Genomic DNA, 13,005 nt, shown 5'->3' with positions numbered 1-13,005 from the left:
GCCGCTTCACCGGAGATGCACCACCGGCACGGCATTTATGTTGCCGGGCAATTTTCAGCAGTAGGTTCAACGCCTGGAATCAATTCGGCCGCAGAGTCGAAGCCATCGGCCACCAACTCAATCTCAAAGCGGGTAGCATCTTCAAGATAAGCGGCATAGTGATCCGGTCCCCCGGCAAACGGATGATCCTTGGCGAAGAGCAGCTTGAACCCGCGATCTAGTGCGAGTGTGGTGAGCTCATCAACACGTATGGCATCACCAGCCACGAACGCCAGGTGGTTCACCCCCGGAGCCCGACGGCGGTGGGGTTCAGCGAGCACGTCGGGACCGGCTTCCAGAACTATGTATTCGTCGGTGCCGCGGTAGCTCACTCCGCAAGCCCACGGCTCCCCCGCTACGTAGCCAAGTTCCTCAAAAAGCCAGCCGAGTGTGGCCCGCGCGTCCGCCAAATCCCGAACCCAGATTTCTACGTGATGCAACCTTGACGCACGCCGTTCTCCGGACACGCCGGAGTCGGCGGCGACATCTGGGCCAGATACTTTCGGGTCGGCTTTTTCTACCACTCGGTGCTGCGCACCAGAATGGCACCGGTGTCCGGGCAGAAGACAATGTCATCGGCCGCAGCTGCCTTGATTTCGCTCAGGTCACCGGGGGCCAGCGCCATGCCGCTGGCCTCGGAAGTTCCATGGAACAGACGTGCAGCGCCAACGCCGTTGCGAGTGCGTAGTCGTTCGTACGTGTTGATGAGCGATTCCTCAAAAGTACCTACAAGTTCTGCGCGAGCGGCTTTCGTTGTGGCCAGCTGGTCCTGAATCTCTTTCACCGCTGCGTCGCGGCGCGCAAGGTGCTGATCGTGATCGCTGAGCTTGGCTGCCGTTTCTGCGGCGACGACGGCTGCCTGCTCTTGAACTTCCTCAAGGGTGCCCATGAGTTCAAGCTCATTGTCTTCAAGTTCGTTGCGGCGCACCGTTAGCGAGTCAATCTCGTGGGACAGGGCCATCAGATCGGTGGCAGTTCCGGAATTCGAGTTAATGCGCGCCTGATCCTTGGCGATGTGGGCGGCAACCTTTTCAACCGCCAGTTCCGATGCCTTCAGAGCTGCTGCTGCGGAATCTAATTCCTGCTTGACCTCAGCTTCAGCAGCGCGCGCCTCCGTAAGCGCGGTATGTGCAGCAGCAAGATCTGCGTCCGCTTTCGCCACATCGATCTGGTGGGTGAGCTTGGTAATTTCCGAGTCAAGTCCTGCTACGTCCAAGAGTCGAAGCTGTTCCGCTGGTGCTGCCTTTGCCATGCTGTCCTCCGCTGTGCGCGCCGTGGCGCTGCCAATCCTCATAATGATCCAGCGATCAAGGACCGCTTAGCCCTAACAGTAGTCAGTTGCGCAACTTGGCGCCGCATCTGACCCGCCGAACCAATGGGGCAACTGGGCAGGTCTCGGAGCGTGACGGTGGAGGGCTGCACTTGCGACAGGTTTCTGCCTTGCGCTGCGCGGCGACGGGTGAGGAGGGGGTCAGGCTGCTGCGGCTTCCGGATGAAAGACCCAGTTCCGCATTGGCCTTTGAATCGGGTCCCGCGATTTGGGCAACACCACATACGGAAGGCCATCGATCACCCTGATGGTGAAATGTCCGGCGTGGAAAGCCGTATGGCAACGAATACATAGGAGCAGGCCATTGCCAATGTCGGTCTTACCGCCTTGGGAGAACGGCACGATATGGTGCACTTCGCTGCGATGTGGAGGCATGGAGCAGCCAGGGTTAGCGCACCCGCGATCACGCGCTGAAATGGCGCGCTTTTGTGCCCTTGAGAAGAAGCGTCGTCGTTGGCCTAAATCAAGTGGTTGGCTTGCGCCGCCCATAACGATGGGCAGAATTCCAGCGTTGCATGCCAGGCGTCTGGCTTCGGCGGCGGAGATCTTTTCACCTCGAGCCGTGATCCCGGGCTTCTGTGACAATCCGGTAAGCACATCGTAATCAACCATCACGAGCAGTTCTACCCGAGATCTCATCGGCGTATTCGGGCCATGGGGAGTTTCTGGATCAAGACTAGAACGGATGGAGTCAAGCACGGCCTGGCCAAGGTGTTGAGCCCGGCGGCGGGCATTGGCTGCTTCTGGGCTCTCCCCTACCAAGAGATCTGGGATCCCAAACCCCCATGGGTCCACTCCACTGGGTCGTTGCCCGACATCGGTGAAGCCTGCCCGTGGCCGCAATGCCTCGGGCATATCCGGATTCACGGCCCACGCAGGAATCAATGGTGGCTGGTCGGCCGCATTCGTCTCGATTTGTCCGATGTCAGCGGAAACGCTGCGCTCAGCGGTAGTGCCGGTCCCCGAACGCGGGGCTTGAGTGGGCTTGCCCGATGCGGTGCGTGGGTTGTTTAGATCATCGGCCATGGTGCAGAGCAGTTCATGTCCTTCGGCGTCAACGGTCATTTCCCAGAGGAATCCTGTGGGCTTGTCGCCACGGAATCGAAGCCCCAAGAAGCGCGCGGTGAGCTCCTCAGCGCGTTCGGTGATGGAGGTTTCGAGTCTGATTCGCTCTTGCTTAATGAATTTTCCGACCGTTGCCTCATCTGCAGTGGCCAACGTACGGGCAATGCGCGCTTCAAGGCCGGAACGTGCAGCTGCGGGGTCGGGCTGAGCATCGAGTGCCGGATCGAGGGCGACAAATTTTGCGGCTGCGTTAGCCACCATTCGCGGATCAATCGCACCCTGGGCCAAAATCTGAGCCAGATGCGGACAGGTCGGCGGGTTGAGAGCACCGCTAATCCCGCGGTGGTAGGTCAGCCGTTTACTGCTGTTGATACGGTGCTGGGCTTGGAAGTAGCCGAGATGAAGTTGGGTCTTCAGGAATTCGGCCGGATCGTGATGCAGCGGCTTACGGTCCGCACCGGTGACAGCGTCGGGCGGAAGCGTTACCGCTCCTGAGGCGAAGTCTCCCAGGTTGGCTAGGGTCTGATTCAAAGCACTGAGGCAGGACTCTGTGAGCGTGTTTGCCTCGGTCTCAGCACAGGCGCCGGCGGCCAAAATCTGGCCGTGGGAACCGCTGCGGTAGATACCTTCGGCCAGCTGAGTCAAAGCTGCGGCCCGCACCGGTGACCCATGCACACTGGCAGCTGCATCGTTCATCGCTGCATTGATGGCCAACTGTAATAAGGCAAGTTTCCGTAGCGGATCCACGGGTACGGATTCGCTGCTGGGGGCTTGCCCGGTCCGCGAATCGGTACCCGCTGCGGCGTTGATGGATTCAAACACCGCGGCCACGAGTTCTGCCGACGTCTTCATGAACCCCATGGTGCGCGATGGGCCAGTAGCCGGGCAACCATCACCTCGACAACTGTGGATAACCCCGGGGCACTACGGAGTGAGGATGAAATCCCAAGGATCGGTGTTGATGGCCGAGACCCCAACTTCCACCTCGTGGCCCAAATCCTGCAGGACATTCTTCAACGATTCGGCTGCTGTGGGTAGCCAGAGCCATTCGGAGGCGAAGTGTGAAACGTCGATCAGGTACGGCTTGCCATTTAATGCCGCTTCACGGGCCTCGGAGGCCGGATGATGGCGCAGGTCGGCGGTGACGTAGACATCGGCCTCGGCGGCGCGAACGGCGTCAAAGAGCGAGTCTCCCGCCCCGCCGCAGACGGCGACCTTGCGCACAATCCCTGCGCGTTCCCCTGCTACCCTCACGCCACCGGCAACGGCCGGCATGGCGGAGAAAACGCGTGAGGCGAATTCGTGGAGCTGCAGCGGTTCCGGGAGCATGCCGACGCGCCCGATTCCCTCCTCCGGAAGCCCATCCTTGGACGGTGCAAGCGGCTGAGTATCGGTGAGGCCAAAGATGTCGGCCAGCACGTCGGACACTCCGCCAATGGCCGAGTCCGCATTGGTATGAGCGGTCAGCAGGGCGCAACCTGACTCGATGAGCAGGTGCACCGCTTCGCCCTTAAAGCCGGTTGCTGCGACGGAGTTAACCGGGCGCAGCAAGAGCGGATGGTGAGTGATCAAGAGATCGGTGCCGCGGGCAACGGCATCGGCCACCACTTCTAAGGTGGGGTCAACCGCAAACATGATCCGCTTAACCTTGCGCTCAGGGCGCCCAACTACCGGTCCTACGGTGTCCCACGATTCTGCCAGGGAGGCGGGCCAGAGCTCCTCGACGGCCACCATGACTTGACCCAGCGTGGGGGTGCTCAAGGCGGGCTCGGTTTCTTGCTCGTTCACCGCGTCGGTGACGGGCAAGGATCCGGTGGTCGCTGCCGGTACCCCCTCGGGCTGTCCCGTCTCACCGGAACCGCTGGAGATCCCCGAAGAATCGTTAGAGGAGGAGGCATCCGTCACCGTCGCCGAAGCATCGGTGGATCCGTTTTCTGCCGCATCCGCCCCGGAGACGATTCGCATGCCTTGGGTTTGCTGCTTGTTGCTCTGCATACGTCTACCGTATCCGGATCGGTGGCGATTGACTGCATGAAGGCACGTGCACAAAACCACAAAATATGCGCTTTTCGCCACTGTTATCGCTCGGTGGGAATGAAATGCGCGCGAAGGTGATTGAGTGTAGGTGTGAACGAATTCTCAATCTCCAGCACGCCTATCCGCTTTTCACCGCAAAGCACTGGACCCGATGGTGCAGCGCTGACTACCTTTGTCTTGGCCGGCGGCTGCTTCTGGTGCCTCGATGCGGTCTATCAGCGCACGCGTGGGGTCACCTCGGTGGTGTCCGGATATACCGGCGGCAGCGATCCGGCGCCCAACTACCGAGCCGTCTGCTCGGGAACTACCGGCCACGCCGAGGCGGTGGCCGTAACATTCGATCCCACGGTGGTTCCGGCGGAGGTCATACTTGACATGTTCTTCACCACCCACGACCCCACAACGCTGAACCGTCAGGGCTACGATGTGGGCACGCAATATCGCTCAGCAATGTTCCCTCTGGATGCGGAGCAGGACGCGATTTTCCGTGCCAGTGCACGGAAGTTCGAGGAGATCTACCCCGATCCTCTGGTCACCACCTACGAGGCGCCCGCCGACTTCTTCGTGGCCGAAGGTATCCATCAGGATTACTACAATCGCTTCCCCGATGAGGGGTACTGCCGGGTCATCATCGACCCTAAGCTCGCGAAAGCCAGGAAATATTACGCAACATGGCTCGAAGAGCCCACCGAACCGCGCTCCTGACTAGGCTTGTGGTGAGCATTTCTGCAGTTATTCGGCTGCCGTAGCGAAACCCGCAAGGCCCAACGCCGACCGCCATCTCCCAAGGACTAAGGACACCATGTCGAAGATTTACAACGACGTCACGCAAATTGTTGGCCGCACCCCGCTGGTGCGGTTGAACCGACTGGGCGCCGGACTGCCGGGGAACATCGCGGTGAAGCTGGAATTCTACAACCCGGCCAACTCAGTGAAGGACCGTATCGGCGTGGCCATCGTTGACGCCGCCGAGGCCTCCGGTGAACTGCACCCGGGCGGAACCATCGTTGAGGGAACCAGCGGTAACACCGGCATCGCCCTGGCCATGGTGGGTGCTGCCCGCGGTTACAAGGTCGTATTGACCATGCCCGAGACCATGAGCACCGAGCGTCGCGTCATGCTCCGCGCCTTCGGTGCCGAGATCGTGCTGACCCCGGGTTCCGAGGGTATGCGTGGCGCTGTGGAGAAGGCCAAGGAGATCGTTGCTACCACCGAGAACGCCATCTGGGCCCAGCAGTTCGCCAACGTCGCCAACCCGGCGATCCACGAGACCACCACCGGTCCGGAGATCTGGGAAGACACCGACGGTGAAGTAGACATCTTTGTTGCGGGCATCGGTACCGGCGGAACCATCACCGGCGCCGGCCGATTCCTCAAGAGCAAGAAGGCCTCGGTGCAGATCGTTGCCGTTGAGCCGAAGGATTCGGCAATCCTCAACGGTGGCAAGCCGGGCCCGCACAAGATCCAGGGCCTGGGCGCCAACTTCATCCCCGAGGTACTGGACACCGAGCTGTACGACGAAGTGCTTGACGCCTCGATCGAGGATTCGGTATCCACCGCCCGTGCGTTGGGTGTGCAGGAAGGCATCCTCGGCGGTATCTCAGCTGGCGCGGCCGTCTGGGGCGCCCTGGAAATCGCCAAGCGCGAGGAGAACGCCGGCAAGCTCATCGTCGCCGTCATCCCCGACTTCGGCGAACGCTACATCTCCACGTTGCTCTTTGATGACATCCGTGGCTAATAACAGCTAGCTAGTTCAATTGGTGTCCGGCGCTGCGGGTCAGAAATTTCCCGTAGGCGCCGGTCACCTTTTGGCTTCCACCCGCACTGTTGATCGACATGAGTTCGATCTTCGTCGCACAAACAAAGGCAAAGGTGTGCGTTTCCTTTCCCGACTGTCCGAAGACCTGCAGGGGGCGAGTTCTCACGATCCTGCTGCACGTGGCAACACCGAAAACTTCCTGGCCTATTCAGGGCTGCATGCGATCTGGATCCATCGGCTCACCCACCGGCTGTGGCAGAACCCTCAGACGCGTTTCCCCGCCCGTCTACTCTCGCAGTTCGGACGTTTCCTCACCGGAATCGAGATCCACCCCGGTGCCACCATTGGACGGCGTTTTTTCATCGACCACGGCATGGGTGTGGTCATCGGCGAGACCGCGGAGATCGGCGACGATGTGATGATCTATCACGGTGTCACTCTGGGGGGTCGATCACTGGCCAAGACCAAACGCCACCCGACGATCGGTGACCGCGTGGTCATCGGCGCCGGGGCAAAGGTACTTGGCCCGATCACCATTGGCGCGGATTCGGCGATCGGTGCCAACGCCGTGGTGGTCAAGGATGCTCCCGAGGGGTCGATCATCACCGGCATTCCGGCGAAGAACCGTCCACGGACCGCCGATGAACTTGCTCCGGCCGTTGACCCAGCCGAGTACATCGACCCGGCCATGTGGATCTAAGTTCCTGATCTAAATACTATGAACGGCGTCGGTACCTAGCCCAGTGGTAGGTACCGACGCCGTTTGTTATTTCTGGGCCGGCGCCTGTCCCAACCGCAGCTTTTGACTTGAACTACTAATTGACTGAACAGCAGGGAACGGATTGTCCAGCGATGGATTGTCAGAGATTCGTCGGCGTTCTCCATTTCGGAAGGAATCAACCCGATAACAATTAATCCATGAACTTCTCTTAAGCTATTCGATGTCAGTAGGATTTGAGAACGTCCTAGTCACTGACAGATCGAGTATTCAACTATGAAGCATCGTGCAAAGAATTCCGTTGTTCTCGGCAGTCTCTTATCCGGACTTGCGATCATCGCCCTCAGCGCATGCACGTCAACACCGCCATCACCGGAACCAACGGTTACTCAACCTTTGGAGACTGGGGCAAATAGTGTCCCGTTGAGTCAGTCACAGACACCGTCGCATACGCAAGCTGCCGCTTCAACGCGCTCTAGCCCCCGTTCCTCCGGCGAACTAACTTTCTCTGCAAACTCGATCAAGATCATCGACCACAAAATTGTCGATGATCCGACGGGCAAAAATCTGCAAGTCAAGGTCCGAGCGCCACGCAACACCAGCTTTTTCAGCGGAACCGATGAGGCTGCTTGTAAAGCCAACGTTATCGAGCCTACTTCGGTGGTACCGAGCGATTCCGGCGACGATGCCGAACCTCGAGTGACCTACGAGCTCCAATGCCAAGACCTGAAGCCAACCACGGTAATCACCGCGAACATCAGTTACGGAGATTTTGACTACGAGTTCGTAGTCCCGTTGAAGTAGCACCGTCGTCGGTCATCAGATCGTGGTGGATATCGCCCCAGAATTCAAACAAGCTTCCAGTACAGACGGCTCGTCCCTAGCCCCTGCCTTCCGATAGGCGCTTGCCGGCACTCGCCAGACCTGGACCAGTCTTGAGGGGAAGTGCCCTCGCGTTGGCGATGGATGCCGCGCTGAGCTATCCAACTCAACACCCCAGACAACACCATGCCGTTGTGTAATTAGAGGTTTCGTGCGGGATGTATGTGAGGCGAAAGCCGTCGAGTGGGCAACTTAGTCGCACGATTATTTTCCGGCGCTCGATTCGTTGCCGCGTGAGTCAAACACATGATCATGAACATAGTTCAGCGATCCTCCCAAAATTCCTCCGTTGAGAAGAAGCCACGACATTTTCCTTGACCACTGTGAGTTATTCATGAAGGATTCATTTCAGTGTGTTTGGCTCGACTACATGACTGCCGTGCTGGTCGAATGACTTGTCCATGAAAAGTACCTGACCAGCTTGCAAAATGCACACCATCATCACTCACGGCGCCAGCGCGTCCCACACTCTCGAGAGTTGAAATAATGACGAGGAAAAACTTCATTAGGGCGGGGATTGGGGCCACTTTGGCCCTCGGCCTAGCCGTGGCCCCGGTGGCGATCCCACCGGCATTGGCTTCCCCCGGAGCAGCACCTGCAACAACGACTTCTGCTTCCGTAGATCAGACCACAGCAGCAACGGCTACTCCTACTGCCTCTGAAGCTCCGACCACGGTGGCTTCTGCCTCTGCCTCGGAAGCACCGACCGTAGCGGCAGTGGAAACTCCACATGTGATCATCAATGAGGCCTACGTCAACGGCGGCAGTGCCAATGCTAGCTACAAGAACAAGTACGTAGAGCTGTACAACCCCACCAGTGCAGATATCAACCTCACCGGCTGGTCCTTGCAATATCGCTCGTCCACCGGGCAAGTAGCCCCCACCGGGTTGGCCACTCTTTCGGGCACCATCAAAGCCAATGACTATTTCCTGATCAAGGGAAATTCCAACGGCGTCGTAGGCAGGGACATTCCCACCAGCGATGCTGATGCAAGTGGCTTCTCCTTTGCCGGTGGCGGCGGAACCTTGATCCTCTCGGACCAGGCCGCCAGACTTCCTGCGGACCTGGCCACCGGATCACTGGTAGGCACCGCTAACATCGTTGACTTACTCGGCTACGGCTCCTCGAACACCTTCGAAACTGCGGCCTCCTCGGCGGCAAGCGTGAGCACCTCGCTGAACCGCACCGAATTTGCCGATACGAATAGCAACGCAGCGGACTTCACCCGGGCTGACCCCACACCCATTGGCACCGGTGGCGGTGACGAACCGCCCCCACCGCCGGCGGACTCCGGAACAAAGACAATCGCCGAAATTCAGGGCGAAGGAGCCACTAGCCCCTTGGTCGGTACCACCGTCACGACGACGGGTAAGGTCACTGCTGCCTACCCCACCGGTGGCTTCAACGGATACTTCATCCAAACACCGGGTACCGGCGGTGACCTTGACATGGCAACTCACAAGGCTTCCGATGGAGTATTTGTGTACTCCCCCGCCACCGACGCCGACGTCAAAATCGGCGATTATGTTCAGGTAACGGGACTTGTTAAAGAATTCGGCGGAGCCTCTGACACGGCAACCACCACCGAAATTGATGTCCCCGCCGGTGGCATGACACCACTAACGGAAGCCACCGCCGAGGTGAAGGCAGCTGTCATTTCGGTTCCAACCTCCGTGCAAAAGCGCGAAACCCTTGAGGGCATGCTGGTAGCTCCACAGGGCGATTTCACCATCACGGATAACTACACGCTTAATAACTACGGCGAACTCGGCTTGGCCACGGGAAAAACACCGTTGGTGCAGCCCACCGCCGTGGCCCCCTACGGTTCGGCAGACTACACCGCAGCCGTCACCGAGAATGCCGAACGCGCCATCAAACTTGATGACGGAGCCAGCACCAACTTCTTGAGTGCCGGCGGCTCGGTAGTTCCACTTCCCTGGCTGAGCCATGAAACACCCATGCGTATTGGGTCCACCGCCGAGTTCACGGCCCCGGTCATCTTTGACAACCGCAATAATGCCTACAAATTCCAGCCCTTGGAGGCGCTCACCCCGGCCAATGCCGGATCGGTGCAGCCCATCGTCTTTGGGAATAATCGACAGGACGCACCGCAGCCGGTGGGTGGGGATCTGAAGGTAGCCTCCTTCAACGTGCAGAACTACTTCACCGAAACCGGTGACAAGAACCCCGCCTGCCAGTTCTATACGGACTACAACGGCAACAAGATCAGCGTTCGTGGTGGCTGCGACCAGCGCGGTGCCGCCGATGCGGAGAATCTGCTCAGGCAGCAGGACAAAATCGTTGCTGGTATTAACGCCTCCGGCGCAGACGTTCTCTCGTTGGAAGAGGTCGAAAACTCCGCCAAGTTTGGCAAGGACCGCGACAGCGCCCTTTCCACGCTCGTTGATGCCCTGAATGAGGAGACACCGGGAGTCTGGGACTATGTTCGCTCCCCCGCGGCCGACCAACGACCGGCAGTTGAGGTCGAAGATGTCATCCGCACCGCGTACATCTATAAGAAGAACGTCGCCGAACCAGTGGGCGATTCGGTGATTCTTGATGATGAGGCCTTCACCGGCATCGCCCGTCAGCCCTTGGCACAGTCCTTCAAGCTGGTGGGTGCCGAGGATTCATCCAAGGTCCTGCTGATTGTGAACCACTTCAAGTCCAAGGGTTCGGCGATCGGCAATGACACCGATCAGGGACAGGGCAATTCCAATCTGGCCCGCACGGCTCAGGCCGAGGCGCTCATTGCCTTCTCCACCCAGTTGCAGGCGGAACAGGGCACCGACAAGGTGCTGCTCATGGGCGACTTCAACGCCTATGGCTTTGAAGATCCGATCAAGGTGATGACCGATGCCGGTTATGTTGATCAGGATCCCAAAACGGGAAAGCATTCCTACAGTTATGGCGGGATGGTCGGTTCCCTTGACCACGTCTTGGCATCGCCGGCCGCCGAGGCAATGATCACCGGCGCCGATATCTGGAACATCAACTCCGCCGAATCCATCGCCATGGGTTACAGCCGTTACAAGTACAACGCGACGGATTTCTACACCCCCTCCGCGTTTGCCGCATCCGACCACGACCCGGTGGTTGTCGGATTGTCCATGGATTCCAGCGAATCGAGCACCAAGACGATCAATCTGCTGAACATCAACGACTTCCACGGTCGTATTGATGCCAACACGGTAAAGTTCGCTGGCACCGTCGAGCAGTTGCGTGAAGCATCCGGAGCGGCCAACACCGCTCTGCTCTCCGCAGGTGACAACATTGGCGCCAGCGTCTTCGCTTCGGCATCCCAGGATGATAAGCCCACCATTGATGTTCTGAACGCGCTGGAATTGAAGACATCGGCCGTGGGGAACCACGAGTTCGACAAGGGTTATGCCGACCTCGATGGACGCGTCACCGAGGCCGCCAACTGGGATTACCTCGGAGCCAATGTCTACGCTCAGGGCACCACCACCCCGGTGCTTGATGAATACAAGATCATCACTCTCGATGGCGTGAAGGTCGCAGTAATTGGTGCCATCACCCAGGAAACTCCCTCGCTGGTGACACCGTCGGGGATCTCGATGCTTGAATTTGGCGACCCCGTTCAGGCAGTTAACCGCGTCGCCAAGAAAATCACCGATAATGATTTGGCCGATGTGATTGTGGCCGAATACCACGAGGGCGCCGGAGCAGGAACGCCGGAAAAGGCTACCTTGGAGGAGGAAATCGCCTCTCCTGGTGCGTTCCAGGACATCGTGACGAAGACCAGCCCCACGGTAGACGCCATCTTCACGGGGCACACGCACAAGCAGTACGCGTGGGATGCACCGATCCCGGGTGTTTCGGCTGACGCCGCAGTGAAGACCCGTCCGGTGCTTCAGACCGGAAGCTACGGCGAATTCATCGGACAGATCACCCTGAGTGTGGATACCGCTACCGACGCGGTGACCTCCTACACGCAGGAAAATGTGGCCCGCACCAAGACCGATGACGCGGCCCTGGTAGCCAAGTTCCCGCGGGTTAAGGCCGTCAAGGCCATCACCGATGCGGCCCTGGCCGACGCCGAGGTGGCCGGAAGTGTTCCGGTGGGTCAGATCTCCGCCGATATCACCACCGCTCAGACCCTCGATCCGGTCACCGGAAAATACATCCGCGATGATCGCTCCAGCGAATCAACGCTGGGCAACCTGGTCGGTGACTCCATCCTGGAGGCGCTGAGCTCGGAGCAGAGTGGTGGAGCCGAAATCGGTGTGGTGAACCCCGGTGGGTTGCGCGCCGATCTGCGCTACAGCAACGACGGCGTGAAGGATGGGGTTATCACCTATGCCAACGCCAACGCGGTATTGCCGTTCGTAAACAACCTGTGGACCACCTCCCTGACCGGAGCACAGGTCAAAACCATGCTGGAACAGCAGTGGCAAACCAATGCCGATGGTTCGATCCCGAGCCGCCCGTTTTTGAATCTGGGGCTGTCTTCCAACATGGACTACACCTACGATTCGACCCGTCCGATGGGTCAGCACATCACCTCCGTCACGATCAATGGTGCGCCGCTGGATATGGAGCGTTCCTACCGTGTAGGTACCTTCAGCTTCCTAGCCACCGGCGGAGATAATTTCCGCGTCTTTACGCAGGGAACTAATACCAAGGATTCGGGTCTCATTGACCGCGATGCGTGGATCAACTACCTCGGTGAGCGCTCGGAGGAATCCCCGATAGCCCCCGATTTTGCCCGCCGTGGTGTGGAGGTCATCGGGAATCCGGAAACCGTGAAGGCCAAGGGAGCCGTCAGTTTCAAGCTGAACAAGCTGGATCTCACCTCGCTGGGTAGCCCCAAGAACACCAGTGTGGTGGTGGAGTTCACCGACGCCAAGGGCAAGCGCCGCGTGGTTGACACGGTGGCTGTGACTGATGGATCGGCCAAGGTTGCTTTCACGCTTCCGGCCGATGCCCGCACCAGCGGCACCATCACGGTCAAGGCCGCACCCAGCGGCACCACGGTGAAGCTGCCTCTGCGCATCATTAACCCGAATGAAAAGTGCCAGAGTCCCGCGAAGGTTAAGGCCTGCGCCTAATCCTTCCCGGTCCTAACCAACGGTGCCCGCACCTCCCAGCCATAACTGGGCGGTGCGGGCACCGTCGTGTCTGGGCTCTGTGTGGGGAAAAACAAACGGGGT

At 59.3% G+C, this 13,005-nt stretch carries 9 protein-coding genes; 5 read left to right on the top strand and 4 right to left on the bottom strand.

Annotated features, from left to right (window positions below):
* Positions 1–35: 35 nt before the first annotated feature.
* From HED64_RS16940 to HED64_RS16925, 4 genes are all read right to left on the bottom strand, one after another.
* A complete protein-coding gene (locus HED64_RS16940; RefSeq protein ID WP_245326066.1) occupies positions 36–479 on the bottom strand; it encodes a VOC family protein in 444 nt (147 codons plus the stop codon).
* Positions 480–556: 77 nt separating this feature from the next.
* Positions 557–1,291, bottom strand: coding sequence for a zinc ribbon domain-containing protein (locus HED64_RS16935; RefSeq protein WP_168153150.1), 735 nt, complete (start codon positions 1,289–1,291; stop codon positions 557–559).
* 219 nt (positions 1,292–1,510) lie between these two features.
* A complete protein-coding gene (locus tag HED64_RS16930; protein WP_168153149.1) occupies positions 1,511–3,286 on the bottom strand; it encodes an HNH endonuclease signature motif containing protein in 1,776 nt (591 codons plus the stop codon).
* A 72-nt stretch (positions 3,287–3,358) separates the two neighbouring features.
* Positions 3,359–4,429 (bottom strand): Nif3-like dinuclear metal center hexameric protein, encoded by a 1,071-nt coding sequence (locus tag HED64_RS16925; RefSeq protein ID WP_245326065.1) that lies wholly within the window; start codon positions 4,427–4,429, stop codon positions 3,359–3,361.
* Between the two features lie 204 nt (positions 4,430–4,633).
* Between HED64_RS16925 and msrA the strand changes: the two genes are divergently transcribed.
* The 5 genes from msrA (at position 4,634) to HED64_RS16900 (ending at position 12,903) form a co-directional block, all read left to right on the top strand.
* A complete protein-coding gene (gene msrA / locus HED64_RS16920) occupies positions 4,634–5,176 on the top strand; it encodes a peptide-methionine (S)-S-oxide reductase MsrA (protein ID WP_168153177.1) in 543 nt (180 codons plus the stop codon).
* Positions 5,177–5,273: 97 nt separating this feature from the next.
* Positions 5,274–6,209, top strand: coding sequence for a cysteine synthase A (gene cysK / locus HED64_RS16915; RefSeq protein ID WP_168153148.1), 936 nt, complete (start codon positions 5,274–5,276; stop codon positions 6,207–6,209).
* A gap of 136 nt (positions 6,210–6,345) precedes the next feature.
* Entirely contained in the window at positions 6,346–6,930 is a 585-nt protein-coding gene (gene epsC, locus HED64_RS16910) for a serine O-acetyltransferase EpsC (RefSeq protein ID WP_168153147.1), read from the top strand.
* Between the two features lie 441 nt (positions 6,931–7,371).
* Positions 7,372–7,752: a hypothetical protein gene (locus HED64_RS16905; RefSeq protein ID WP_168153146.1), complete on the top strand. Its 381-nt coding sequence runs from the start codon at positions 7,372–7,374 to the stop codon at positions 7,750–7,752.
* A gap of 564 nt (positions 7,753–8,316) precedes the next feature.
* Positions 8,317–12,903, top strand: coding sequence for an ExeM/NucH family extracellular endonuclease (locus tag HED64_RS16900; protein WP_168153145.1), 4,587 nt, complete (start codon positions 8,317–8,319; stop codon positions 12,901–12,903).
* Positions 12,904–13,005 lie beyond the last annotated feature (102 nt).

The sequence above is a fragment of the Paeniglutamicibacter terrestris genome, from assembly GCF_012271785.1.
GTDB lineage: Bacteria > Actinomycetota > Actinomycetes > Actinomycetales > Micrococcaceae > Paeniglutamicibacter > Paeniglutamicibacter terrestris.
The sequence above is the reverse complement of the archived record's forward strand: the minus strand, read 5'-3'. Positions and strand labels throughout refer to the sequence as shown.

What these genes read in the sequence shown, in the direction of transcription:
- HED64_RS16935 (WP_168153150.1), bottom strand. Translation starts at nt 1,291, where the DNA reads ATGGCAAAGGCAGCACCAGCGGAACAGCTTCGACTCTTGGACGTAGCA.
- HED64_RS16930 (WP_168153149.1), bottom strand. Translation starts at nt 3,286, where the DNA reads ATGAAGACGTCGGCAGAACTCGTGGCCGCGGTGTTTGAATCCATCAAC.
- HED64_RS16925 (WP_245326065.1), bottom strand. Translation starts at nt 4,429, where the DNA reads ATGCAGAGCAACAAGCAGCAAACCCAAGGCATGCGAATCGTCTCCGGG.
- cysK (WP_168153148.1), top strand. Translation starts at nt 5,274, where the DNA reads ATGTCGAAGATTTACAACGACGTCACGCAAATTGTTGGCCGCACCCCG.
- HED64_RS16900 (WP_168153145.1), top strand. Translation starts at nt 8,317, where the DNA reads ATGACGAGGAAAAACTTCATTAGGGCGGGGATTGGGGCCACTTTGGCC.